We start from the raw sequence: 25,356 nt of genomic DNA on the forward strand, positions 1-25,356 counted from the left end.
GAGACGGGCCTGACGCGCCTGCGCCGTAGGATAGCTCCCGCGCGTCAGGCCCGTCTCTCTAACTGGACAAGGGGGTTAAAATTGGACGCCGATCGGGGGTCGAGTTTGCGCGCCGATTGACAATCAGGCCGCCGTTGAGCTGGCGGACGAGGACCGGAAGCGGGGCCGTCGGCGCATTCGGGAGAACAAGTCGGGGCCAGAAGTTGAAACTCCCCGCCCGGGAGAGTTGAAGCCGGCCAAGGCGAATCCGACTCTCGTCGAGATAATGGCGCGGTTGACGGGGCTCGAACCCGCGACCTCCGGCGTGACAGGCCGGCACTCTAACCGACTGAGCTACAACCGCGCACCGGCGAAGGCCCCGGGGGGCGCGCCGTGGGGTGGGATGTAGAGAGGCGCGGCGGGGGCGTCAAGCCGGATTTGTGCGGCGCGGGGCGATGCGGCGGCGGCGCGGCGGCGCTTGAAGGGGCGGGGAGAAGGCGCCACGGTCGGGCAAAACGGGGGGAGCCATGTCGGACGACGCATATTGGGCCGGCGCGCTGGCGGCGGCGGAGGCGGAGGACGGGCGCGATCCGCTCGCGGCGGCGCGGGGGCGGTTCCGGCTGCCGCCGGGGGTGATCTATCTCGACGGCAACTCGCTCGGGCCGGCGCCGGAGGCGGCGCTGGCCGAGGTCGAGGCGGCGGCGACGCAGGAATGGGCGCGCGACCTGATCGGCAGCTGGAACGCCGCCGGGTGGTTCGCCATGCCGACCGACTACGGCGACCTGCTGGCGCCGACGATCGGGGCGGATCCGGGCGAGGTCGTGGTCTGCGACACGGTGTCGCTCAACATCTACAAGGCGCTGCATGCGGCGTTCGGGTTGCGGCCGGGGCGGTCGGTCGTCGTCGCCGAGGCGGGAAGTTTTCCGACGGACCTCTACGTGGCGGAGGGGGCGGTGGCGACGCGGGCGGGGACGCGGCTGCGGCTCGAGGGGGTGGACGGGCCGGAGCTCATCGACCTGATCGACGAGGACGTGGCGGTCGTGCTGGTCAACCAGGTCGACTATCGGACCGGGCGGTTGCGCGACCTGGCGGCGGTGACGGCGAAGGCGCATGCGAAGGGGGCGCTGGCGATCTGGGATCTGTGCCACAGCGCCGGGGTGGTGGAGGTCGGGCTGAATGCGGGGCGGGCCGACATGGCGGTGGGCTGCACCTACAAGTACTTAAACGGCGGGCCGGGGGCGCCGGCCTTCGTGTTCGCGGCGGCCCGGCATCTGGCGGCGATCCGGCAGCCGCTGTCGGGGTGGTGGGGCCATGCGCGGCCGTTCGCGTTCGACATGGGCTATGCGCCGGACCCGGGGATCCGGAAGTTCCTGTGCGGGACGCAGCCGATCCTGTCGTTCCGGGCGATGCGGGCGGGAATCGCGATGTTCCGGGACTATCCGATGGCGGCGATCCGGGCGAAGAGCCAGGGGCTGACGGAGCGGTTCATCGCGCTGACGGGGGAGACGCTTGGTGCGTTCGGGGTCGGGCTGCTCAGCCCGCGGGCCGCGGCGGAGCGGGGGAGCCAGGTGGCGCTGACCCATCCCGAGGGCTACGCGGTGGTGCAGGCTCTGATCCATCGCGGGGTGGTCGGGGACTTCCGGACGCCGGACGTGATGCGCTTCGGGTTCGCGCCGCTCTACCTCTCGCACGCCGACGTGGTGCGGGCGGCGCGGACGCTGCACCAGGTGCTGGCGGGGGCGTGCTGGGACGCCCCGGAATACCGGCGGAAGGCGGCGGTAACCTAGGGCGGACGGGGTTGCGCGCGGGGTGTTCACGCGTGAAAATTACCTAAGCCATTGATTTTGCGTGAGGGGTAAATGTGAACTCAACGCTGGTCGCGCCCGCCCGCGGGCAAGGATCGGCCAGCGGCGAGGTCCCGCCTCGCGACGGCTCCCGCAGGTTGACATGCGCAGGTCAACCTGCCCGACGCGGGGCGGTGCGGACGGCGACGCATTCCGCGTGGTGGGACACGCCGAAATCGGCCTCCTGGCTTCGCCCGGCACAAGAGACTGAAACAAAACCATAATTCGCCTCGTCCCTTCGATCTTCTGCCCGCAGATCCCGAATAATTCTCTTTGGGATCCCGGGATGGTGGCCGATGGTCTTCGGGAAACGCTTCGCGTACCCCAGACTGCACGACAGTGGAGAGAAACCCCCGGTCGGGAGAGTGCGGGACGGTGACGCCAGACGGATTTGACCCGTGGCAAATCCGTCCGCGATCGCCCCTCGGGGGGCGAGCGCGATTCCGCGCTCGCCGGGGCGACCACGGACGGATTGCGCGCGACGGAGAAATCTTCACCCCTGACGACCTCCGCGCCAACGCGCTCCGGTCGTCGGCGCGGCGAAAGCCGTGCTTTCGCTTGTCGCGCCGCAGCCTCGCGGGCAGAGCCCGCTTCGGTCGGGGGGAGCGACGCGGCCTCGGGCGGCGACCGGCTCCTGTCGTGCAGTGTGCGCGTACCCTGCCCTCGGGCCGATATCGCGTTCAGCCCATAGAGTTTCAGCATGTATCAGCTCAGACCCGGCATAGAGCGCGACCCCGAACGCGAGCCGCTCCGGGGTTAAGGTCCGTTTTGGAGCCCTGAGCCGTCAGTCGACGGTTGGCTGGAATACCGACGCACAATAGGGAAATCCTCCGAATACGGAGGGTTGCCTTGCGCACGTTAGCCATTTCGCTCGCTCTGATGCTTTTGTCAGCATCGGTAGCGCCAGCGCAGGCGAACACGATCTGCACTCTCGTCGCCGATGCCCCGACGGGGACGGCGCTGCTGGAAGAGGGCGACTGCGGCTCCCGTGTCACACCGGCCTCGACGTTCAAGGTGCCGCTGGCGGTGGCGGCGCAACCTGAACCGGAGACCGCGATGACCGACGGGATGACGACGCTGCGCAGCCTGGTCGAGAGGATCCGGGCATGAACGAGAAGGATATGAACCGGCCGGGGCCGCACGAGGCGGAGCGCGCAAACCGGAACGGTCGATTGACATCCCCGGCGGGGCGGCACACATAGCCCGCCGACCCGGGTTTGCCCGCGGCGAAGGAGCGCCCATGGCCGTCGTCGTCGTCGAATCGCCCGCCAAGGCGAAGACCATCAACAAGTATCTCGGCCCCGACTATACGGTGCTCGCCTCCTACGGGCATGTGCGCGACCTGCCCGCCAAGGACGGCTCCGTCGATCCCGACCACGGCTTCGAGATGCTGTGGGAGGTCGCCCCCGAGAGCCAGAAGCACGTCCGCGCCATCGCCGAGGCGCTCAAGGACGACAGCAAGCTCATCCTCGCCACCGACCCCGACCGCGAGGGCGAGGCGATCTCCTGGCACCTGATCGAGGCCCTGACCCGCCGCAAGGCGCTCAAGAAGGACACCGAGGTCGAGCGCGTCGTCTTCAACGCCATCACCAAGTCCGCCGTAACCCAGGCGATGGCGGCGCCGCGGACCATCGACCAGCCGCTGGTCGACGCCTACCTCGCGCGGCGCGCCCTCGACTACCTCGTCGGCTTCCGCCTCTCGCCGGTCCTCTGGCGCAAGCTCCCCGGCGCGAAGTCCGCCGGCCGGGTCCAGTCCGTGGCCCTCCGCCTGATCGTCGAGCGCGAGATGGAGATCGAGGCCTTCCGCGCCCGGGAATACTGGACCGTCTCGGCCGTGCTGGTCACCCCGCGCGGGCAGGAATACCTCGGCCGCCTCGTCTCGCTCGCCGGCCGCAAGCTCGACAAGTTCGACCTCGACAGCGCCGCCGCCGCCGAGCTCGCCGTCGCCGCGGTGCAGTCGCGCGAGCTGACCGTGCGCGCGGTCGAGGCGAAGCCCGCGACCCGCAACCCGGCCGCGCCCTTCATGACCTCGACCCTCCAGCAGGAGGCGAGCCGCAAGTTCGGCTTCGGCGCCCGCCAGACCATGAACGCGGCCCAGCGCCTCTACGAGGCCGGCCACATCACCTACATGCGCACCGACGGCATCGACATGGCCCCCGAGGCGGTCATGGCGGCCCGCGACGTCATCAAGGCCCGCTTCGGCGCGGAATACGTCCCCTCCAGCCCCCGGATGTACAAGAACAAGGCCAAGAACGCCCAGGAGGCGCACGAGTGCATCCGCCCGACCGACATGGCGGCGGATCCGGGCCGGATGGGCGCGCTCGAGCCCGACCAGCGCAAGCTCTACGAGCTGGTCTGGAAGCGCTCGATCGCCAGCCAGATGGAGGCGGCCCGCTTCGAGCGCACGACCGTCGACGTCGAGAGCGCCGACGGCCAGGTGGGCCTGCGCGCCACCGGGCAGGTCGTGACCTTCGACGGCTTCCTCAAGGTCTATTTCGAGGGCCGCGACGACGTCGAGATCGACGGCGAGGACGACGACGAGCGCCGCCTGCCGGTCATCATGCAGGGCGAGCGGGCGGAGAAGAAGTCGGTCGCCCCCGAGCAGCACTTCACCCAGCCGCCGCCCCGCTACACCGAGGCGACGCTGGTCAAGCGCATGGAGGAGCTCGGCATCGGCCGGCCCTCGACCTACGCCTCGATCGTCTCGACGATCCAGGAGCGCGACTACGTCCGCAAGGAAGGCAGCCGCCTCATGCCCGAGGACAAGGGCCGGCTGGTGACGGCCTTCCTCGTCAACTACTTCCGCCGCTACCTCGACTACGACTTCACCGCCGACCTCGAGGAGGACCTCGACCGGGTGACCACCGGCGAGGAGGACTGGAAGGTCCTGCTCGGCCGCTTCTGGAAGGACTTCTCCGCCGCTCTCGGCGAGACCGAGGGCCTGCGCATCACCGAGGTGCTCGAGAAGATCAACGAGGTGCTGGAGCCGCACCTCTTTCCCGTCACCGCCGAGGACCCCGAGCCGCGCCGCTGCAAGGTCTGCGGCACCGGCCGGCTCTCCTTGCGCACCTCGCGCAACGGCTCGGCCTTCATCGGCTGCTCGAACTACCCGGAATGCCGCTACACCCGCCCGCTCGCCGGCGACGCCGACGGCGAGCTGGCCGCCCTCGACGGCAAGGTGCTGGGCGAGGGCACGCTCGACGGCGCGGTGATCGAGGAGGACACGGTCCCGCAGCCGGTGACCCTGAAGAAGGGCCCCTACGGCTTCTACGTGCAGCTCGGCGAGGCGGCCGAGGGCGAGAAGCCGCGGCGGGCCTCGCTGCCGAAGGGCGTCGATCCCGCGACCCTCGGCCTCGAGCGGGCGCTGGAGCTGCTGTCGCTGCCGCGGCTCGTCGGCGTCCATCCCGAGGACGGCGAGCCGATCGAGGCCGGCATCGGCCGCTTCGGCCCCTTCGTGAAGCACGGCAAGACCTACGCCAACCTGAAGGACCCCGAGGAGGTCTTCACCATCGGCATGAACCGCGCGGTGGAGCTGATCGCCCAGCGCGCCGCCCGCGGCCCCGGCCGCGCCCGCGGCGCCGCGGTGGCGCCGCTGCGCGTGCTCGGCCAGCACCCCGACGGCGGCGACGTCGCCCTCTACGCCGGGCGCTACGGGCCTTACGTGAAGTGGGAGAAGGTCAACGCCACGCTCCCGAAGGAGACCGCCCCCGAGGCGGCGACGCTGGAGCAGGCGCTGGAGCTGATCGCCGCCAAGGCTCCCGCGGGCAAGGGCAAGGCCAAGGGCCGGTCGACCGCCAAGACCGGCAAGGCGAAGCCCGCCGCGAAGAAGAAGCCCGCCCGCAAGCCCGCCGCCAAGACCGCGGCGGAGTGACGTCGGGGCGGGGCGCCTCGGATCGGCGCCCCGCCCCGCCCCGACGTCGGCGTTCGGGCCTTGGCCCGCTGAGTTCCGGCGGCCTTCCGGCGTCGTCGGGTTCGCCGAGCGACGGCGCCCGCCGGGAGACATGCGCATGTCACCCGGCTCGACGCGGAGCGGTCGGGGCGGGGACGGCGGACCTCGAAGTGAGTCGACATCTGCGGCAGGGGGCGTGGAGCGGGTAGCGGGAATCGAACCCGCGCCAAGAGCTTGGAAGGCTCGTGTGATACCATTTCACCATACCCGCGCCGCCACGTGGCTAAGGCAAACGCCACCGGGGCGTCAAGCGACCTGATCCGCCGGCCGCTCAGCGCATCGAGCGCTGGCGGTCGAGCAGCAGCATCGGCGCGTACTCGGCGAGGAAGAGCAGGAAGGCCGCGATCCACAGGCCGCCCGCGAGGTCGAGCAGCCGCGGATCCCCGGCGAGATCCGCCGCCGGCCGCGCCAGCGCCGCGCCGAACAGGCAGAGATACGAGGCCTGCGTCCAGCGCGACGCCACCAGCGGCCGCCCGGTATGGCCCCGCGTCGCCCGCGTCATCACCGCGAGCATCGTCCCGGCGATCCCGCCCACCGTCAGCACGTGCATCGCCGCGGCCTGCGGCAGCCAGCCCAGCGCCGCCGCCGCGATGGCGACGAAGCCGAGCCCGAGGAAGCCGAACGCCACGTGCAGCACGAGGAGCAACGGCTCCCGCCACGTCGCCGCCCCGCGCCAGCGCGAGAGCCGCCAGGCCACCGCGACGGCGGCGACGAGCGCGGCGGCGGCGGTCGGCCACCCCTCCGGCGCGACCACCCAGGCGACGAGCCCGACGAGGCCCACCCCGATCGCCACGCCGTCCTGGCCGTTGAACGCGACCGGCAGCCGCGAGGCGCCGGCCATCGCCAGCCAGTTGCGGGTGAAGCTCGGGATGATCCGGCCGCCGATGATCGTCACGAGGAGCGCGAACCCGGCGACGCCGGCCCGCGCCGCCATCCCCGGCGCGCCGGAGAGCAGCACCTCCGCGTGGAAGCCGATGTTGGCCGCGGCGATCACGGCCACGCCGACCAGCACCTTCAGGTCCTTCCACTTCTTCCCCGCGATCAGCTCGCGGGCGCAGGCGGTGGCGAGCGCCGGCAGGAAGGCCGCGTCGACCGCCGCCGCGACGGGCGCGCCGACGACCCCGGCCGCGAGCATCGCCACCCGCCCGGCGAGCCACAGCCCGGCCAGCATGGCGAGCGGCCGGCCGGCGAGCGGCATCTGCCCGGTCCAGTTCGGGATCGCCGTCATCAGGAACCCGGCCAGCACCGCCGGCGCGAAGCCGAACAGCATCTCGTGGGCATGCCACCCCGCGGCGCCGTAGGCGCCGCCGATCGGCAGGCCGGCGGTCAGCGCCCCGATCCAGAGCGCCATGGCCACCACGGCGAAGACCCCGGCCCCGAGGAAGAACGGCCGGAACCCGTAGGAGAACAGCACCGGCCCGTCCCGGCGCAGCCCGCGCGGAATGCCGTAGGGCCTCGCCCGCGGCGGATCGGTCGGACGGGTTGTTGGCATGGATCTGCTCCTCTAGACTCGCGGCATTCGGCGGCGCGTCGCCGTGACGGCAGAGGCTGGCTCACCGCAATGATCGTCGAGGCGCTCCGCCGCTCCCCGCCCTTTCACGGCCTCGCCGACCCGCAGCTCGAGGAGGTCGCGCGCCACGGGACCGCGCGGTCGCTCCGGCCGGGCGAGGCGGCGTTCGAGCAGGGCGCGGCGGCGGACCGCTTCTTCCTCGTGGTCGAGGGCCGGGTGAAGGTCGCCATGCTCACGCCCGACGGCAAGCAGGTGCTGGTTCGGCTGATCGGAGCGGGCGATTTCTGCGGCCTCGCGCTGGCGCTGGCGCGGCGGGACTATCCGGCGACGTGCAGCGCCGTGGTGCCCTCGCAGCTCGTCGGCTGGCCGATGTGCTACTGGTCGACCCTGCTCGAGACGCATCCCGTCGTCTCCCTCCGCGTCACCCAGGCGCTGGGCCGGCACATCGTCGACGTACACAGCCGCATGGCCGAGCTCGCCACCGAGGGGGTCGAGCGCCGGGTCGCCCACGCCCTGCTGCGCCTGGCCCGCGAGGCGGGCCGGCCGGTCGAGGGGGGTCTCGGGATCGACTTCCCGGTCACCCGCCAGGATCTCGCCGAGATGACCGGCACGACGCTGCACAGCGTCTCGCGCATCGTCTCGTCGTGGAGCGCCCGCGGCATCGTCCGGACGGGGCGCGCCCGCATCGTCATCGCCGACCTCGGCGCGCTCGAGCGGATCGGCAGCGGCGACGGGGCCTGAACCCGCCGCCCGCGCCGCCGCTCCTACTGCCCGATCTGGGCGAAGGCCGCGTCGAAGCGCTCCTGCGCCTTCTTCGGATTCTTGACCGCCTTCGCCGCGTCGAGGTTCGAGGACGGATCGCCGACCACGACGAGCGCCACCATCCCCATCGGGAAATGCGGCGTGCATTTCACGCCATAGACGCCCTCGGTCGTCACCGTCAGGTCGAAGTTCTCGTTCATCTTGGCCTTGAACGGCTCGACCCCGTCCGGGATCATCCCCTTGACGCTCTCCACGTCGTGGCCCTTGTCGACCGCGACGAAATGCACGACGTCGCCCGGCTGCGCCTGCACGAAGTCCGGCTCGAACACCATCGCGCCGCCGGCGCCCTTGTTCAGCATCTGCACCTCGAACTCCGCCGCCGAGGCCATCCCGCCAGCCGCCGCGAGCGCCGCGACGGCGAGGCTGATTCCGAAGAGTCGCATGTTCATCTCCATCCCCCTGGCCGCCGACCCTCCGCGCCCTCAAGGCCGCGTCCCGACGCCGTGACCGCGCATGTAGCCCACCTCGCCACGCCGCGACGTTGCGCCGGCGCAAACTCGCGGCGCGCTTCGTCCGTCGCAGCGCTCTTTGCAATTCCGCAAAGAACCGCGCGGCCCCGCGGGCCAGACAGGGGGGCACGAGAGGGAACGGGGGCCATCCGTGGGCAGGTCACGCAGACAAGCAGGCTGGGCCGCGCTGGCGCTCCTCCTCGCCCTCGTCCTCGCGCTGCCCGCTGCGGCGAAGACCCTCACCGACTTCCTCTCCGACATCGCCCCGTCCGAGCTCGTCCCGGGCGGCGCCAGCTTCGGCCCCGCCGAGGGGGACCCGCCGCTCGTCCCCGTGCTCGACGCCGGCGGCGCGCGCGTCGGCTTCGCCTATCTCAACAGCGACCTCACCACCTCCGTCGGCTACTCCGGCAAGCCGATCCGCATCGTCGTCGGCATCGACCCGGCCGGGACCGTCCGCGGCCTGAAGCTCGTCGAGCACCACGAGCCGATCGTCCTCATCGGCATCCCCGAGGCGAAGATCATGGCCGCGCTCAACGGCCTGATCGGCGCCGACCTCGGCACGGTGGCCGCCGGCGCCGCCAAGCCGCCGCAGGTCGAGATCGTCTCCGGCGCCACCGTCACCGTCCTCGTCATGGCCGACAGCGTCGTGCGCTCGGCCGTCCGCCTGATCCGCAGCGGCCGCCTCACCGGCGGCGCCCCCGCCGGCGCGGCGCCGGCCCTGCCCGCGCGCGCCATCGACACGGGCCAGAGCGAGATCCGCGACTGGCAGGCCCTCCTCGGCGACGGATCGGTGCGCAGCCTCGCGCTCACCGTCGGCGAGGTGTCGCAGGCGTTCGCGGAGGCGGGCCAGCCAGCCGCCGCCAGCCACCCCGAGTCCGCGAATCCCGACGACACGTTCATCACCCTCTACGTCGCGCCGGTCTCCGTCCCGACGATCGGCCGCAGCCTCCTCGGCGACGCCGCCTGGGACCGTCTCGCCAAGACGCTGAAGCCCGGACAGGCGGCGCTGATGGTCGCCGGCGACGGCGCCTATTCCTTCAAGGGCTCCGCCTATGTCCGCGGCGGCATCTTCGACCGCATCGAGCTGATCCAGGACGGCCAGGGCGTCCGCTTCCGCGACCGCAACCACACCCGCCTGACCGGCATCGCCGCCGCCGGCGCCCCACGCCTCAAGGAGGTCGGCCTCTTCGTCGTCCCCGAGGACTTCGTCTTCGACCCCGCCGCGCCCTTCGACCTCCAGCTCCTCGTCCAGCGCGGCACCGAGGGGCGCGACAAGACCACGCTCCCCTTCGACCTCGGCTACACCCTGCCCGAGAGCTACCTCCTGCCCGCGCCGCCCGCCCCCGCCCCGGCGCCCGTCCCGGCCGCCGCAGCGGACGAGCCGGACGAGCCGGCGCTCTGGATCTCGATCTGGCAGATGAACCGCGCCCCGATCGCCATCGCCATCGGCGCGCTCCTCGTCCTCACCGCGATCTTCTTCTTCCAGAACACGCTGGCCCGCCGCCCGCGTCTGCTGAAGGGCGTCCGCTACGCCTACCTCGCCTTCACGCTGGTCTGGCTCGGCTGGATCGCCAACACCCAGCTCTCGGTCGTCAACGTCCTCACCTTCTTCAACTCCCTCGTCACCGGCTTCTCCTGGGAGTTCTTCCTCTCGGCCCCCCTCGTCTTCATCCTCTGGGCCGCCGTCGCCGCGGGCCTGCTCTTCTGGGGCCGCGGCCCCTTCTGCGGCTGGCTCTGCCCCTTCGGCTCCCTGCAGGAGTTCGCGAGCCTCGCCGCGAAGAAGCTCCGTATCCCCCAGATCCAGGTCCCCTGGGCGCTCCACGAACGCCTCTGGCCGATCAAGTACATGATCTTCCTCGGCCTCTTCGGCCTGTCGCTCTACTCGCTCTCCAGCGCCGAGGTGCTGGCCGAGGTGGAGCCCTTCAAGACCGCGATCATCCTGAAGTTCAACCGCGAGCTCGTCTTCATCGCGATCGCGCTCCTGTGGCTGCTGCCCGGCCTCTTCATCGAGCGGTTCTTCTGCCGCTACGTCTGCCCGCTCGGCGCGGCGCTGGCGATCCCGGGCCGGCTGCGCATGTTCGAGTGGCTGAAGCGCTGGCCCGAATGCGGCTCGCCCTGCCATCGCTGCGCCAACGAGTGCCCGGTCCAGGCGATCCACCCCGAGGGCAACATCAACGTCAACGAGTGCATCTACTGCATGCACTGCCAAGAGCTCTACCACTCCGAGACGCGGTGCCCGCACATGATGGTCGTCAAGGCCCGCCGCGACAAGATCGCGGCCGGCGGCGCCCCGGGGCTGAAGATCCCGCCCGGGCCCCGCCCGAAACCCGCCCATGCCCACACCTGACATGCCCACACCTGAAAGGAGTCGCATGATGTCGACCGACGACAAGGCCCAGCTCAACCGCCGCCAGTTGCTCGGCACCTCGGCGCTGGCCGCCAGCGCGCCGGCCCTCGGCGGGCTCGGGCTCGGCAGCCTGCTCGGCTCGCCGGCCCACGCCCAGGAAGGGCACCAGTCCGTCGCCGTCGCGCCGGGCGAGCTCGACGAATACTATGTCTTCACCTCCGGCGGTCATTCTGGCGAGATCCGCATCGTCGGCCTGCCGTCGATGCGCGAGCTGATGCGCATCCCCGTCTTCAACCGCGAGAGCGCCACCGGCTGGGGCCAGACCAACGAGAGCCTGCGGGTGCTGACCGAGGGCCTCACCCCGGAGTCGCGCGAGTTCCTGTCGACCCGCGGCGGCACCTACATGAACGGCGACCTGCACCACCCGCACCCGTCGCAGACCGACGGCACCTATGACGGGCGCTACCTCTTCGCCAACGACAAGGCCAACACCCGCGTCTGCCGCATCCGCCTCGACGTCATGCGCTGCGACAAGATCGTCCAGATCCCGAACCAGCACACCGTCCACGGCCTGCGCGTGCAGAAGTACCCGCGCACCGGCTATGTCTTCGCCAACGGCGAGGACGGCGTGCCGCTCCCGAACGACGGCAAGATCCTCGACGACCCGAAGCAGTACTGGTCGATCTTCTCGGCGATCGACGGCGACACCATGGAGGTCGCCTGGCAGATCAAGGTCGACGGCAACCTCGACAACGTCGACGCCGACTACCAGGGCAAGTACTGCTTCGCCACCTGCTACAACTCCGAGGGCGGCGTCACCCTCGCCGACATGATGGCCGCCGACGAGGACTGGGTGGTCATCTTCAACCTCAAGCGCATCGAGGAAGCCGTCGCCGCCGGCAAGGCGACGATGATGAACGGCGTGCCGGTGCTCGACGGCACCCAGGGCTCGCCCTACACCCGCTACGTCCCGGTGGCGAACGGGCCGCACGGCATCAACACCGCCCCCGACGGCATCCACGTGGTGGCGAACGGCAAGCTCTCGCCCACGGTCACGGTCTTCGACGTGCGCACGTTCGACGATCTCTTCGACGACAAGATCCAGCCGCGCGACACCGTCGTCGCCGAGCCGGAGCTGGGCCTCGGGCCGCTCCACACCGCCTATGACGGCCGCGGCAACGCCTATACGACGCTGTTCCTCGACAGCCAGGTCTGCAAGTGGAACATCGACGACGCCAAGCGCGCCTTCAAGGGCGAGCAGGTCGACCCGATCCGGCAGAAGCTCGACGTGCAGTACCAGCCCGGCCACAACCACACCTCGATGGGGCAGACCAAGGAAGCGGACGGCAAGTGGCTGATCTCGCTTAACAAGTTCTCCAAGGACCGATTCCTGAACGTCGGCCCGCTCAAGCCGGAATGCGACCAGCTGATCGACATCTCCGGCGACGAGATGGTGGTCGTCCACGACAACCCGACCTTCGCCGAGCCGCACGACGCGACGATCGTGCATTCTTCGAAGATCAACCCGATCTCGATCTGGGACCGCGCCGACCCGTTCTTCGCCGAGACGGTGAAGCTCGCCGAGGCCGACGGCATCGACCTGATGATCGCCGGCGACGTGATCCGCGACGGCGACAAGGTGCGGGTCTACATGACCTCCTCGGCGCCGGCCTTCAGCCTCGAGACATTCACGGTCAAGCAGGGCGACGAGGTGACGGTCGTCATCACCAACATCGACGAGGTCGAGGACCTGACCCACGGCTTCTCGATCATCAACTACGGCATCAACTTCGAGATCGCGCCGCAGGCCACCGCCTCGGTGACCTTCAAGGCCGACAAGCCCGGGGTCTACTGGTACTACTGCTCGTGGTTCTGCCACGCGATGCACATGGAGATGAAGGGCCGGATGCTGGTGGAGCCAGCCGCCGCATGATCCTCCCCGTCCTCCTCGCCGCCCTGCTCCTGCCCGGCCTCGCCGCCGCCGAGACGCGCCTGGTCGCGCCCGGCGACGACCTCGCCGCGGCGGTGGCTGCGGCGGCGCCGGGGGACGAGCTGGTCCTTGCGGCCGGCGTCCATGCCGGCCGCGTCACGCTCGACCGCGCGCTCACGCTGCGCGGCGAGCCCGGCGCTGTCCTTGACGGGGGGGGCGAGGGCAGCGTCGTCACCGTCACCGCCCCCGACGTCGCCATCCGCGGCCTCACCATCCAGGGCTCCGGCCACGACCGCGCGGCGATGGACGCGGGCGTCGTGCTGGAGAAGGGGTCGAAACGCGCCCTCGTCGAAGGCAACGTCCTCATCGACAACCTGCACGGCGTCCGCCTGCAGGGCGCGACCGACGCCACGGTCCGCGGCAACGACATCACCGGCCGCAGCGGCCGGCAGGCCGACGCCGGCAACGGCGTCATGATCTGGAACGCCCCCGGCGCGCTGATCGAGGGCAACCACATCCGCTTCGGTCGCGACGGCATCTTCACCCGCGTCTCGAAGAAGGACACCTTCCGCGGCAACCGCTTCGAGAAGACCCGCTTCGCCATCCATTACATGTACACCAGCGACAGCGTGATCGAGGACAACGTCTCCGTCGACAACACCGTCGGCTACGCGATCATGTTCTCCGACCGGGTCAGGATCCTCGGCAACAGCTCCGACGGCGACCGCGACCACGGGCTGATGCTGAACTCCTCCAACCATGCGGAGGTCCGCGGCAACCGCGTCACCGGCCGCGAGCTGCCCGCTTCCCGCTGGCTCACCTTCTCGCAAGGCGCCGACGACGACGACATTCCGGCCACGTCCGAGGCGCCGGCGGTGCATGCCGACCGCGACCGCATCGGCCCGGAGAAGTGCCTTTTCATCTTCAACGCCAACAAGAGCGTCATCGAGGGCAACCGCTTCGAGGGCTGCGAGATCGGCATCCACTTCACCGCCGGCTCCGAGGGCAACGCCGTCTCCGGCAACGCCTTCGTCGGCAACCAGACGCAGGTGAAGTACGTCGGCACGCGCGTCATCGACTGGTCCGAGAAGGGCCGCGGCAACTACTGGTCCGACAACCCCGCCTTCGACCTCGACGGGGACGGCATCGCCGACGCCGCCTATCGCCCGAACGACCTGATCGACCGGGTGATGTGGACCGCGCCGCAGGCCCGGCTGCTGATGACGAGCCCCGCCGTCCAGGTGATCCGCTGGGCCCAGTCCCGCTTCCCCGCAACCCTCCCCGGCGGCGTCCTCGACTCGGCGCCGCTGATGGCGCCCCCGGACCCCGCCCGATGACCGAGACCGTCGTCCTTTCCCGCGTCACCAAGCGCTACGGCGCGATCACCGCCGTCCGCGACCTCGACCTCGCGCTCCGCCCCGGCGAGGTCGTCGCCCTCGTCGGCCATAACGGCGCCGGCAAGACCACCCAGATCAAGATGATCCTCGGCCTCGCCCGACCGACCGCCGGCACGGTTCGCCTGCTCGGCGTCGACCCCGCCGCCGACCCCGGCGCCCGCGCCGCCGTCGGCTACCTGCCCGAGGCGGTCTCCTTCCACCTCGCGCTGACGGGCCGCGAGACCCTCGCCTTCTACGCCCGCCTCAAGGGCGTGCCCGCCTCCGCCCTCGACCGCGCCTTCGCCGCCGTCGGCCTCGACGCCGCCGCCGACCGCCCCGTCGGCGCCTATTCCAAGGGGATGCGCCAGCGCCTCGGCCTCGCCCAGGCCCTCCTCGGCAGCCCGCGCGTCCTCATCCTCGACGAGCCGACCAGCGGCCTCGACCCCGCGCTCCGCCGCGAGTTCTACGCCATCGTCGCCGACCGCGCCGCCGCCGGCGCCACCGTTCTCCTCGCCTCCCACGCGCTCACCGAGCTCGAGGGCCGCGCCGACCGCGTCGTCATCGTCAACCGCGGCGTCAAGATCGCCGACGGCCCCCTCGACGACCTCCGCGCGCTCGCCCGCCTCCCCGTCCACGTCCGCGTCCGCCCGTCCGGCGCCTTCCCCGCCGCCGGCTGGCGCCGCAACCCCGACGGCAGCCTCGAGACCACCGTCGCCGCCTCCGACAAGCTCGCCCTCCTCTCCCGCCTCCTCGCCGAGCCCGGCGCCCTCGCCGACCTCACCGTCACCGAGCCGACGCTCGACGACCTCTACGCCCACTTCCTCCGCCGCGAGGCCGCCTGATGTCCGCCGTCCCCGACGCCGACGCCCCCCGCCGCGAGACGCCCGTGCCGACCCTCCTCGCCCTCGCCGCCAGGGAAATCCGCGAGGGCTTCCGCAACCGCCGGGACAGTGCGACCATCCTCGCCGTCACCGAGCCGCCCCTCGACGACCTCCACGCCCGTTTCCTCCGCCGCGAGGCCGCCCGATGACCGCCGTCCCCGACGCCCAGGCCCGCGCCCCCCGCCGCGAGACCCCGATGCCGACCGTCCTCATCCTCGCCTCGAAGGAAATCCGCGAGGGCTTCCGCAACCGCTGGGTCCTCGCCACCACCCTCCTCCTCGCCGCCCTCGCCCTCACCCTCGCCCTCCTCGGCAGCGCCCCCACCGGCACCGTCGGCGCGAGCCGCCTCGACGTCGTCACCGTCAGCCTCGCCAGCCTGACGATCTTCCTCGTCCCGCTGATCGCGCTCCTCCTCTCCCACGACGCCATCGCCGGCGAGGCCGAGCGCGGCACCCTCCTCCTCCTCCTCGCCTACCCGGTCAGCCGCGGCGCGGTCATCCTCGGCAAGTTCACCGGCCAGCTCGCCATCCTCGCCGTGGCCACCATCCTCGGCTACGGCGTCGCCGCCCTCGCGATAGGCTGGAACCTCGGCGCGCAGGCCTGGACCGCCTTCGCCGCGATGATCGGCGCCTCGATCCTCCTCGGCGCCGTCTTCCTCGCCCTCGGCCTCCTCGCCTCGACCGTCGTCCGCCAGCGCTCCACCGCCGGCGGCATCGCCATCGGCCTCTGGCTCTTCTTCGTCCTCCTCTACGACATGGCCTTCCTCGGCCTCCTCGTCGCCACCGGCGGCCACAGCCTGCCTGCCGGCCTCGTCGACGCCCTCCTCGCGCTCAACCCGACCGACGCCTACCGCCTGCTCACCCTCGGCGCCGCGGGAACCGGCGCGCTCACCGGCATCGGCGCCCTCGCCGGCCACACTGCGCTCACCCCGCCCGTCCTCGTCGCCGTGCTCCTCGCCTGGACCGCCGGGCCGCTGGCGCTGGCCGCCCTCCTGTTCACCCGCCGCGAGCCCTGACCCATGCGCCCGCCCGCCCTCGCCCTCCTCGCCGCCCTCGCCCTGGCCGGGTGCAGGGAGGACGCCGCCGCCCCGGCGCCGCACACCCTCACCGACGCCGCCATCGGCCGCTACTGCGGCATGATGCTGACCGAGCACGAGGGCCCCAAGGGCCAGGTCCTGCTCCAAGGCTCCGACGAGCCGCTCTGGTTCTCCTCCGCCCGCGACGCCGTCGCCTTCACCCTCCTGCCCGAGGAGCCGAAGGACATCGCCGCGATCTACGTCTCCGACATGGGCGCCGCGCCGTCCTGGGCAGATCCCGGCGCCGACAACTGGACCGACGCGCGCGCCGCCTCCTACGTCCTCCACAGCGACGCCGAGGGCGCCATGGGCGGCGCCGAGGCCGTCCCGTTCGCCGACCGGGCCAAGGCCGAGGCCTTCGCGGCCGGCCACGGCGGCGAGGTCGTCGCCTTCGACGCCATCCCGCCCGACTACATCCTCGGCAGCCAGCCCGAAGCCGAGCCGGACGCCGCCGCCGACCCCGACAGCGAGGCCGCGCATGACCACGACTGAGCGCCTCACCCGCCGCCGCGCCCTCGGCCTCGTCGCCGCCGCCGCCGGCCTGCCGCTGGCGCTCCGCGCCACCCGCGCCACCGCCGAGGTGGTCACCTGGCGCGGCCGCGCCCTCGGCGCCCCGGCGACGCTGATCCTCCACCATCCCGACCGCCCCGCCGCCGAGCGCCTCGTCGCCGCCTGCGTCGCCGAGCTCGAGCGGCTGGAGGCGATCCTCAGCCTCTATCGCCCCGATTCGGCGCTCTCCGCGCTCAACCGCGCCGGCGCCCTCGCCGCGCCGCCCCCCGAGCTCGTGGCGATCCTCGCCGACTGCCGCCGCTTCCACGCCGCCACCGACGGGGCCTTCGACCCGACCGTGCAGCCGCTCTGGCGGCTCTACGCGGAGCACTTCCAGTCCGGCGGCGCCCCCGCCGGCCCGGACCCGGCCGCCATCGCCGGCGCCCGCGCCCGCATCGGCTTCGCCGCCGTCGTCGCGAAGCCCGACCGCATCGTCCTGCCCCGCCCGGGCATGGCGCTGACCCTCAACGGCGTCGCCCAGGGCTGGATCACCGACCGCATCGTCGAGCGGCTGCGCGCCGGCGGCGTCACCTCGTCGCTGGTCGACATGGGCGAGATCCGCGCCCTCGGCGACGACGGCGGCGCGGCGTGGCGGGTGGGCGTCGCCGACAGCGACGCCATCCTCGCCCTCGCCGACCGCGCCGTCGCCACCTCCTCGCCCGCCGGCTTCCGCTTCGACCCCGCAGGGCGCTTCGGCCACATCCTCGACCCGCGCTCGGGCGCCGCGACGGCCGCCGCCGGCGCGGTCACCGTCACCGCCCCCGACGCCGCCACCGCCGACGCCCTCTCGACCGCGCTCGTCCTCCTCCTCCCCGCGCCCGAGGCCCGCGCCGTGCTCGCCCGCTTCCCGGAGGCTGACGCGACCCGGCTTTCCTGACGCGCGCCCCGGCAAAAGCGCCGCCGGCTCCGCCCTTGCGCCTTGCCGTCCTGCGATCACCCGCCCTAGCCTGTCGGGCGCAGCACAGGGAGGAAAGCATGATCCGCATCATCGCCGCCGCAGCGCTCGGCCTGGCCGCCGGCGCCGCCCAGGCCGAGGACGTCGCCTACGAGGTCGACGGCACGGCGCTCGAGGGCTACTTCGCCGCCGCCGCCGAGCCGAAGGGGCTCGTCGTCATCGTCCACGACTGGGACGGGGTCGGCGACTACGAGCGCAAGCGCGCCGACATGCTGGCAGAGCTCGGCTACGACGCCTTCGCGCTCGACGTCTACGGCGCCGGCGTCCGCCCCGACACCGTCGATGGCCGCATGGCCGCCATGAAGGCCGCCTTCTCCGACCCCGGGAAACTCCGGGCGCTGGTCCTCGGCGGAATCGAGGAGGCCGGACGGCACAGCAAGACCGACGACGTCGTGCTCATCGGCTACTGCTTCGGCGGCGCCGTGACGCTCGCCACGGCCCGCGCCGGCGCCCCGGTGGGCGTCGCCGGCTTCGCCACCTTCCACGCCGGCATCCCGGGCGGCGAGGCGACGTGGCCGCAGGACTCCCCGCCCGTCCTCATCCTGCACGGCGGCGCCGACAAGACCCCGGCGCTCGCCGACGTCGCCGCCTTCGTCGCCGGCATGGAGGCGTCCGCCGTGCCCTACGAGATCCAGGTCTATTCCGGCGCGCCGCACGCCTTCACGGTGTTCGGCTCCGAGAACTACCGCGAGCGCGCCGACCAGGAATCCTGGGCCGCCCTCCAGCGCTTCCTCGGCGAGCGCCTTCCGGGCTGACAGCCACGGCGGCGCCCCATGCGGGGCGTCTCCAGAATTTCTAAACGATATCAGTGTGCTGACCGTCGGGATCATGGCCTGGCGTCGGCCACCAGCCGGTCCTCGTCCCCGGCGTAGGTCTTCTCGACCGTCGAGATCCTGTCCCCGAGCAAGGGCCACGACCTGCGGCAGCTTGCCGGATCCCGGTTGACGAGGATCGACGCCAGCGCGTGGCGCGCCTGGTACGGCCGCATCGGCAGCCGCAGGCCGCGGTCTCCAGCTTGATCCAGTCGCGCAGCGTCGGGATGGCGATCCTGCCGGCAGGGAACATCGGACGAACCAGCCGACTCTGCTTCGGCCTTGCGCGAATCACGACAAGCGCGTATTGACACCGATGTCATGACACCGGTGGACAAACCGTGCGGGATGGGTGATCTCGATGGCGACGATCTATGACGTTGCGAAGGCTGCCGGCGTCTCTCCCAAGACGGTGTCCCGGGTGATGAACGGCGACGCGCCGGTGAACGTCCGGACGCGGGCGGCGGTCGAGGCGGCGATGGGGCAGCTCGGCTACGTCCCGTCGAGCGCGGCGCGGACCATGCGGTCGGGGCGGACGGGCCTCGTCGGGCTGGTGACGGGCGCGATCAGCGGCAGCCAGGTCGGCGGCGGCGGCCTGCCCGACCTCTTCATCGTGCAGGCGATCCAGCAGACCCTGGCGGCCGAGGGGATGACGCTGCTGATCTCGGACTCGGGCGGCGAGGTCCAGCGGGTGCCCGCCCTCGCCCGGACGCTGCGCGAGCACCGGGTCGAGGGGCTGTTCTACGTCGCCAAGCACCACATGCGCATCGACTTTCCGATCGCGGGACCGGGCGACCGGCTGGTGCTGGTGAACGCGTTCGACGCGGCCGGGACGCCGTGCGTGGTGCCGGACGATCGCCACGGGGAACATGCGCTGGTCGCGGCGGTGATCGCGGCGGGGCACCGGCGCATCGGCTTCCTGACGCTGGCGACCGAGCTGGTCGCGCGCGGGCTGCGGCTCGATGGCTACCGGCGCGCGCTCGAGGAGGCCGGCATCGCCTACGACCCGGCGCTGGTGATCGACGCCGACCGCGACGGCGGGCCGGCGGAGCGCGAGGCGCTCGACGCGGCGATCTCCGGGCTGCTGGCGCTCGACGCGCCGCCGACCGTGCTCTGCTGCGGCAACGACCGGCTGGCGGTCGCGGTCTACGGGCTGCTGCGGGCGCGGGGCCTCGCGGTGCCGGAGGAGATGTCGGTGGCCGGCTACGACGACTACCGGGTGATCTCGGAGACGCTCTATCCGCAGCTCACCACCATGGAGCTGCCCTATTCCCGGATGGGCGAGGCGGCGGCGCGGCTGATGCTCGGGGAGCTGCGCGGGGGCGCGCCGATCGCGGCGGGCGCCCGGATCGAGGTTCCGGGCGCGCTCAGGTGGCGCGACTCGGTGATTCCAGGGCCGGCGCGGCCCGACAGATAAGCAAACCAGGAGGAAGACAATGACGATACTGGCGCGGATCGGCGCGGGCCTGCTCGCGACGACCTGCCTCGCAGGGGGCGCGGCGGCTCAGACCGAGCTCACGTTCTGGCAGCACGGGGCCGGAAACCCGTGGGAGCCGAGGATCTTCGGCCAGATGGTCGACGACTTCAACGCCTCCCAGTCGGACTGGAAGGTGACGCTCCAGCAGTTTCCGCAGACCTCCTACAACGATTCGGTGACCGCGGCGGCGCTCTCGGGCGAGCTGCCGGACATCATCGACGTCGACGGGCCGGTGATGCCGAACTGGGCCTGGGCCGGATACCTGGCGCCGCTCGACATCGCGGACGAGGAGCTCAAGGGCTTCCTGCCCGGCGCGATCGGCCGCTGGGACGGCAAGATCTACTCGGTCGGCCTCTGGGACGCCGCGGTGGCGATGATCACCCGCAAGTCGACGCTCGAAAAGTACGGCATCCGCATCCCGACGCTCGACGAGCCCTGGACCGGCGACGAGTTCAACGCGGCGCTCGTGACGATCCGGGACAGCGGCGACTTCGAGTATCCGCTCGACCTCGGCATGTGGGACAAGGTCGAGTGGTATCCCTACGCCTTCTCGCCGTTCCTGCAGAGCTTCGGCGGCGACATCGTCGACCGCTCGACCTACCAGACCGCGGAAGGCGTGCTGAACGGCGACGAGGCCATGGCGTTCGGCGAGTGGTGGCAGGGCCTCTTCGCGGACAAGCTGGCGCCGGGCACCTCGCAGGATCCCGCCGCCGGGCTCCAGGCCTTCGGCTTCCGCGACGGCAAGTACGCGATGACCTGGAGCGGCAACTGGAACGCGGCGGCCGTCATCGAGGCCTTCGGCGACGACGTGCTGTTCCTGCCGGCCCCGGACTTCGGCAGCGGGCCGAAGATCGGCGCCGGGTCCTGGCAGCTCGCCGCCTCGGCGCAGGGCGAGAACCAGGAGGGCGCCAACGCCTTCATCCGCTTCGCGATGCAGGACAAGTACCAGGCGATGTTCTCGGACGCCTCGGGGCTCGCCCCCGCCACGGCGGCCGCGGCGCAGATGACGGAGAACTACAAGGCGGGCGCGCCGATGGCGGCCTTCTACGATCTCAGCGCCGCCCAGGCGCTGGTGCGGCCCGTCACGCCCGGCTACGTCGTCGAGAGCGTCGTGTTCCGCAAGGCCCTCTCCGACATGGCCGACGGCGCCGACGTGGCGACCGTCCTCGATTCCGCGGTCGACGAGATCAACGCGGACATCGAGAACAACAAGGGCTACGGCCACTGACCCAGGCCGGCGGCGCGACCGCCGGCCCCAGGCAACAGCATCAGGGCATTTCCCGGCCAGACGGGGACGCCCTGATCCGGTCCCCCACTCCTCCCGGGGGGCCGGACCCCAACCCTCTCGCTTCAGGGAAAAGGCCCATGGCAGGAACCCGTCTGCTGTCCTCGAACCGTGCCGGCTGGTCGATGGCCGCCCCGGCGATCGGTCTGATCATGCTCTTCATCATCGTGCCCTTCGCGCTGGCCTTCTATTTCAGCTTCACCAACCAGCGGCTGTTCTCGCCGAACCCGACCGAATGGGTCGGCACGGCGAACTTCCAGCGGCTGCTCGGGGTCGCGACGCTGACGCTCGAGCCCGAGCGCGACGACGGCGGCGCGGTGGTGCTCGACGACGACGGCCAGCCGACCTATCCGCGGCTGCGCACCTATACCCGCAACAATCCCGACTATCCGAACCTGCAAGGCAAGCAGGAATGGTTCAGCTTCGGCTGGGGCGAGGAACGGGTCTACGTGCTGGCGAGCGACGTCATCTTCATGAAGGCGCTCCGCAACACGTTCCTCTTCGTCCTGGTGGTCGCGCCCCTGCAGGGCGGGCTGGCGCTGCTGCTGGCGGTGATGATCAACCAGAAGCTCAGGGGCATCAACTTCTTCCGCACCGTCTACTTCATGCCGGTGGTGGTCTCGATCGTCGTCGTGGCGCTGCTATGGCGGTTCATCTACGACGGCGACAACGGGCTGCTCAACAACCTGCTCTCGTGGCTGACGTTCGGGGCGTTCCAGCCGGTCGACTGGCTCGGCAACCCGTCGACCGCGCTGGGCGCGATCATCGCCATGTCGATCTGGCAGGCGGTCGGATTCCACATGGTGATCTGGCTCGCCGGGCTCCAGTCGATCTCGCCGACGCTCTACGAGGCGGCGAACATCGAGGGCGCCAGCCGCTGGCAGGCCTTCCGCTACGTGACCTGGCCCGGCCTGCGCAACACCGCGGTGCTGGTGCTCATCGTCATCACCATGCAGGCCTTCGCCCTCTTCGCGCAGATCGACGTGATGACCAAGGGCGGACCGGTCGACTCGACGCAGACCATGGTGTTCCAGGCCGTCGAGCGCGGCTATCGCAAGCAGGACATCGCCGCCGGCTCGGTGATCTCGGTCGTGCTGTTCCTGATCGTGCTGACGATCTCGCTCGTGCAGGGCTATCTGACCCGGGAGAAGAAGTGATGGCGACCGTCGAAGGAAGGAACATGTCCTGGGACCGGACCTGGCGCTATGCGCTGCTGGTCTTCGGCGCGCTGATCTTCATCTTCCCGCTGCTCTTCATGCTGATGTCCTCGCTGAAGCCGGACGCGCAGCTCCTCGCCGACACCGCCAACCTGCGGGCGTTCCTGCCGGTCGGTGACATCTCGATCGACAACTACCTCGGGGCGTTCAGGCGGGCGCCGGTGGCGACCTTCATCTTCAACTCGGTGCTGGTCACCGGCGTCACGGTGGTGCTCTCGCTCTTCGTCTGCTCGCTCGCCGCCTTCGCCTTCGTGTTCCTGAACTGGCGCGGGCGGGATCTCGTGCTCGCCATCATCATCGCGACGCTGATCGTGCCGTTCGAGACCATCGCCATCCCGATGCTGATCGTCGTCAACAACCTGCCGTGGCTCTCCACCGACGGCTTCAGCGTCGGCTGGCTCAACAGCTACCGCGTGCAGATCGTGCCGTTCATCGCCGACGGGCTGACGATCTTCCTCTTCGTCCAGTTCTTCAAGGATCTGCCGCGCGAGCTGATCGAGGCCTGCCGCGTCGAGGGCGCGACCTGGTTCCAGATCTACCGCAAGGTCGTCATGCCGCTGTCCGGCCCGGTGCTCGCGACGGGGGCGATCCTGAAGTTCCTCGCCATGTACAACCAGTATCTCTGGCCGCTGATGGTGACGCAGGACGAAGGCTTCCGTCCGGTGATGGTCGGCCTCCAGTACTTCTTCCAGCTCAATCCGGTCTGGGGCGAGATCATGGCCTATCTCTCGGTGATCACCGTTCCCGTTCTTGCCTTCTATCTGGTGCTGCAACGCGCCTTCATCTCCTCGATCGCCTCGACCGGCGTGAAGGGCTGAGGACCACGACAATGACGATTGCACTTCCGACGAAATGGGTCTGGGACAGCTGGTACGTCCGCGACGGCGACCTCTGGCACGCCTTCTTCCTCCAGGCCGACAAGGCGCTGGAGAACCCCGACCTGCGGCACTGGAACGTCAGCCAGGGCCACGCGACCAGCCGCGACCTGCGGACCTGGGAGCACAAGGGCACGGCCTTCGCCCCGTCCGAGGGGCCGGCCTGGGACGACTGCACCACCTGGACCGGCTCGGTGGTCCGGGGCGACGACGGCCTCTGGCATCTCTTCTATACCGGCGGCTCACGCTCGGAAGACGGGCTGAAGCAGCGCATCGGGCACGCGACGAGCACCGATCTGCACAGCTGGACCCGCGTCGGCAGCGGGCTCGCCCTCGACATCGACGGGCGCTACGAGGAGCTGACGCCCGGCCACTGGCCGGACCGGGCGATGCGCGACCCCTGGGTGATGCGCGACCCGAAGGGCGGCTGGATGATGTTCTTCACCGCCCGCGTGCCCGGGCGGGCGGAGCCGAACGCCGGCGGCGCGATCGGCTTCGCCACCTCGCCCGACCTCTACGCCTGGACGCTGGAGGACCCGGTCTACACCACCGGCGACTTCGGCCAGCTCGAGGTGCCGCAGGTCTTCGAGAGGGGCGGACGCTGGTACTGCCTCTTCTGCACCGCGCCGGAGCACTATGCCGACGCCTATCGCGCGACCTATCCGGGCGCGCCGGTCCGCGGGAACCACTATCTCGTCGCTGACGATCCGCGCGGGCCCTGGACGGTGGCGCCGGGGCCGTTCCTCGACGGCGACCCGGCGGTCGACCGCTACGCGGCGCGGATCGTCGACACCGGCGAGGGGCTCGTGCTCCTCGGCTTCATCGCCAATCCGAACGGCGGCGCCTTCGTCGGCGAGATCGCCGACCCGGCGCCGGTGACGATCGACGCCGACGGCTGGCTGCGCCTCGGCTGAAAACAAGCGAGACTGGAGGAAACGACATGGCGGACGTGAAGCTCGTCGACCTAAAGAAAAGCTACGGCACGGTCGACATCATCAAGGGCGTGAGCCTCGACATCAGGCACGGCGAGTTCGTGGTCTTCGTCGGCCCCTCGGGCTGCGGCAAGTCCACGCTGCTCCGGATGATCTCGGGGCTCGAGGAGATCACCGGCGGCGATCTCTACATCGACGGCGCGCGGGTCAACGACGAGCAGCCGCGCGAGCGCGGCATCGCGATGGTCTTCCAGTCCTACGCGATCTTCCCGCACATGACGGTGCGCGAGAACATCGGCTTCGGCCTGACGCTGGCCGGCACCCCGAAGGCCGAGAAGGAGCGCGCGGTCGGCGAGGCCGCCCGCGTCCTCCAGATGGAGCACCTGCTCGACCGCAAGCCGTCGCAGCTCTCCGGCGGGCAGCGGCAGCGCGTGGCGATCGGCCGGTCGATCGTGCGCAAGCCCAAGGTCTTCCTGTTCGACGAGCCGCTGTCGAACCTCGACGCGGCGCTCAGGGTCGACATGCGGATGGAGATCGGCAAGCTCCACAAGGATCTCGAGGCGACGATGATCTACGTCACCCACGACCAGGTCGAGGCGATGACGCTGGCCGACAAGATCGTGGTGCTGCGCGCCGGCGAGGTGATGCAGGTCGGCAGCCCGCTCGAGCTCTACCACAACCCGGCGAACCAGTTCGTCGCCGGCTTCCTCGGCAGCCCGAAGATGAACTTCCTCGACGTCGAGGTGAAGGAGGCCCGCGACGGCGGCGTCGTCGTCGCCTCGCCGGCGCTGGAGCCGGTGTCGATCCCGCGCGCGATCGGCGCCTTCCGCTCGGGTGGACGGGCCGTCCTCGGGGTGCGGCCGCAGTTCCTGCACCCCGGCGAGGGGGCCGACCGCGGCCACCTGCACGGCCGCGTCTCGCTCGTCGAGCGCCTGGGGACCGAGACCGTGGTCAACGTCGACCTGACCGCGGGCGGCCGCGTGGTCGTCGCCCTCGACGGCGATCGCCCGTTCGACCTCGGCGCCGAGCTGCTCGTCGGCTTCGAGCCGAGCAAGGCGCACCTCTTCGAGGCGGCCTGAGCGGAAGCTGTGA

Annotated in this window: 22 protein-coding genes and 2 tRNA genes; 19 read left to right on the plus strand and 5 right to left on the minus strand. The window is 71.2% G+C overall.

The window, feature by feature from the left end:
• Positions 1–266: 266 nt before the first annotated feature.
• A tRNA-Asp gene (locus KBB57_RS10965) sits at positions 267–343 on the minus strand.
• A gap of 163 nt (positions 344–506) precedes the next feature.
• On the opposite strand from KBB57_RS10965, the gene kynU reads away from it, so the two are divergent.
• From kynU to topA, 3 genes are all read left to right on the plus strand, one after another.
• On the plus strand, positions 507–1,766 hold the full coding sequence (gene kynU / locus KBB57_RS10970; RefSeq protein ID WP_290749860.1) for a kynureninase: 1,260 nt from the start codon (positions 507–509) through the stop codon (positions 1,764–1,766).
• Positions 1,767–2,672: 906 nt separating this feature from the next.
• Entirely contained in the window at positions 2,673–2,933 is a 261-nt protein-coding gene (locus tag KBB57_RS10975) for a hypothetical protein (RefSeq protein ID WP_290749862.1), read from the plus strand.
• A gap of 130 nt (positions 2,934–3,063) precedes the next feature.
• Positions 3,064–5,694 (plus strand): type I DNA topoisomerase, encoded by a 2,631-nt coding sequence (gene topA / locus KBB57_RS10980; protein WP_290749865.1) that lies wholly within the window; start codon positions 3,064–3,066, stop codon positions 5,692–5,694.
• 215 nt (positions 5,695–5,909) lie between these two features.
• Here the strand turns inward: topA and KBB57_RS10985 are convergent.
• Together KBB57_RS10985 and KBB57_RS10990 are read right to left on the minus strand one after the other, a co-directional pair.
• Positions 5,910–5,983, minus strand: a tRNA-Gly gene (locus KBB57_RS10985).
• Between the two features lie 60 nt (positions 5,984–6,043).
• The gene (locus tag KBB57_RS10990; RefSeq protein WP_290749867.1) at positions 6,044–7,264 is read right to left on the minus strand and encodes an NnrS family protein; all 1,221 of its coding nucleotides are present in this window, start codon (positions 7,262–7,264) and stop codon (positions 6,044–6,046) included.
• A 69-nt stretch (positions 7,265–7,333) separates the two neighbouring features.
• Between KBB57_RS10990 and KBB57_RS10995 the strand changes: the two genes are divergently transcribed.
• A complete protein-coding gene (locus KBB57_RS10995) occupies positions 7,334–8,023 on the plus strand; it encodes a Crp/Fnr family transcriptional regulator (protein WP_290749869.1) in 690 nt (229 codons plus the stop codon).
• 23 nt (positions 8,024–8,046) lie between these two features.
• Here the strand turns inward: KBB57_RS10995 and KBB57_RS11000 are convergent, their stop codons facing one another.
• Positions 8,047–8,487, minus strand: coding sequence for a pseudoazurin (locus KBB57_RS11000; RefSeq protein ID WP_290749872.1), 441 nt, complete (start codon positions 8,485–8,487; stop codon positions 8,047–8,049).
• Positions 8,488–8,704: 217 nt separating this feature from the next.
• On the opposite strand from KBB57_RS11000, the gene KBB57_RS11005 reads away from it, so the two are divergent.
• The 9 genes from KBB57_RS11005 to KBB57_RS11045 all read left to right on the plus strand — a co-directional run bounded on the left by KBB57_RS11005 (position 8,705) and on the right by KBB57_RS11045 (position 18,421).
• Positions 8,705–10,900 carry a NosR/NirI family protein gene (locus KBB57_RS11005; RefSeq protein WP_290749875.1) on the plus strand — a complete coding sequence of 732 codons (2,196 nt, stop codon included), beginning with the start codon at positions 8,705–8,707 and terminating at the stop codon, positions 10,898–10,900.
• A 25-nt stretch (positions 10,901–10,925) separates the two neighbouring features.
• Positions 10,926–12,833, plus strand: a complete 1,908-nt coding sequence (nosZ, locus tag KBB57_RS11010; protein WP_290749877.1) for a TAT-dependent nitrous-oxide reductase — start codon at positions 10,926–10,928, stop codon at positions 12,831–12,833.
• Positions 12,830–14,167, plus strand: a complete 1,338-nt coding sequence (locus KBB57_RS11015; protein WP_290749879.1) for a nitrous oxide reductase family maturation protein NosD — start codon at positions 12,830–12,832, stop codon at positions 14,165–14,167. The genes nosZ and KBB57_RS11015 overlap by 4 nt, the downstream gene beginning before the upstream one ends.
• On the plus strand, positions 14,164–15,048 hold the full coding sequence (locus tag KBB57_RS11020) for an ABC transporter ATP-binding protein (protein ID WP_290749881.1): 885 nt from the start codon (positions 14,164–14,166) through the stop codon (positions 15,046–15,048). The genes KBB57_RS11015 and KBB57_RS11020 overlap by 4 nt, the downstream gene beginning before the upstream one ends.
• Positions 15,048–15,236, plus strand: a complete 189-nt coding sequence (locus tag KBB57_RS11025; protein ID WP_290749884.1) for a hypothetical protein — start codon at positions 15,048–15,050, stop codon at positions 15,234–15,236. Before KBB57_RS11020 ends, KBB57_RS11025 begins: the two co-directional genes overlap by 1 nt.
• The gene (locus KBB57_RS11030; protein ID WP_290749886.1) at positions 15,233–16,102 is read left to right on the plus strand and encodes an ABC transporter permease subunit; all 870 of its coding nucleotides are present in this window, start codon (positions 15,233–15,235) and stop codon (positions 16,100–16,102) included. The genes KBB57_RS11025 and KBB57_RS11030 overlap by 4 nt, the downstream gene beginning before the upstream one ends.
• Before the next feature lie 3 nt (positions 16,103–16,105).
• Positions 16,106–16,654: a nitrous oxide reductase accessory protein NosL gene (locus KBB57_RS11035; RefSeq protein WP_290749888.1), complete on the plus strand. Its 549-nt coding sequence runs from the start codon at positions 16,106–16,108 to the stop codon at positions 16,652–16,654.
• Positions 16,641–17,588: an FAD:protein FMN transferase gene (locus tag KBB57_RS11040; protein WP_290749890.1), complete on the plus strand. Its 948-nt coding sequence runs from the start codon at positions 16,641–16,643 to the stop codon at positions 17,586–17,588. Before KBB57_RS11035 ends, KBB57_RS11040 begins: the two co-directional genes overlap by 14 nt.
• Before the next feature lie 98 nt (positions 17,589–17,686).
• Positions 17,687–18,421 carry a dienelactone hydrolase family protein gene (locus KBB57_RS11045; protein ID WP_290749893.1) on the plus strand — a complete coding sequence of 245 codons (735 nt, stop codon included), beginning with the start codon at positions 17,687–17,689 and terminating at the stop codon, positions 18,419–18,421.
• Positions 18,422–18,492: 71 nt separating this feature from the next.
• Here the strand turns inward: KBB57_RS11045 and KBB57_RS11050 are convergent, their stop codons facing one another.
• On the minus strand, positions 18,493–18,654 hold the full coding sequence (locus KBB57_RS11050) for a hypothetical protein (RefSeq protein ID WP_290749896.1): 162 nt from the start codon (positions 18,652–18,654) through the stop codon (positions 18,493–18,495).
• A gap of 185 nt (positions 18,655–18,839) precedes the next feature.
• Here KBB57_RS11050 and KBB57_RS11055 point away from each other — a divergent pair, with 185 nt between their 5' ends.
• From KBB57_RS11055 to KBB57_RS11080, 6 genes are all read left to right on the plus strand, one after another.
• A complete protein-coding gene (locus KBB57_RS11055) occupies positions 18,840–19,895 on the plus strand; it encodes a LacI family DNA-binding transcriptional regulator (protein WP_290749899.1) in 1,056 nt (351 codons plus the stop codon).
• Positions 19,896–19,914: 19 nt separating this feature from the next.
• Positions 19,915–21,183 (plus strand): sugar ABC transporter substrate-binding protein, encoded by a 1,269-nt coding sequence (locus KBB57_RS11060; protein ID WP_290749902.1) that lies wholly within the window; start codon positions 19,915–19,917, stop codon positions 21,181–21,183.
• Positions 21,184–21,320: 137 nt separating this feature from the next.
• Positions 21,321–22,397, plus strand: coding sequence for a carbohydrate ABC transporter permease (locus tag KBB57_RS11065; protein WP_290749904.1), 1,077 nt, complete (start codon positions 21,321–21,323; stop codon positions 22,395–22,397).
• Entirely contained in the window at positions 22,397–23,275 is an 879-nt protein-coding gene (locus KBB57_RS11070) for a carbohydrate ABC transporter permease (protein WP_290749907.1), read from the plus strand. The genes KBB57_RS11065 and KBB57_RS11070 overlap by 1 nt, the downstream gene beginning before the upstream one ends.
• 11 nt (positions 23,276–23,286) lie before the next feature.
• Entirely contained in the window at positions 23,287–24,246 is a 960-nt protein-coding gene (locus KBB57_RS11075; protein ID WP_290749911.1) for a levansucrase, read from the plus strand.
• 26 nt (positions 24,247–24,272) lie between these two features.
• Positions 24,273–25,343, plus strand: a complete 1,071-nt coding sequence (locus KBB57_RS11080; RefSeq protein ID WP_290749914.1) for an ABC transporter ATP-binding protein — start codon at positions 24,273–24,275, stop codon at positions 25,341–25,343.
• The last annotated feature ends 13 nt before the right edge of the window (positions 25,344–25,356 follow it).

The sequence above is a fragment of the Amaricoccus sp. genome (assembly GCF_017993425.1).
Taxonomy (GTDB): domain Bacteria; phylum Pseudomonadota; class Alphaproteobacteria; order Rhodobacterales; family Rhodobacteraceae; genus Amaricoccus.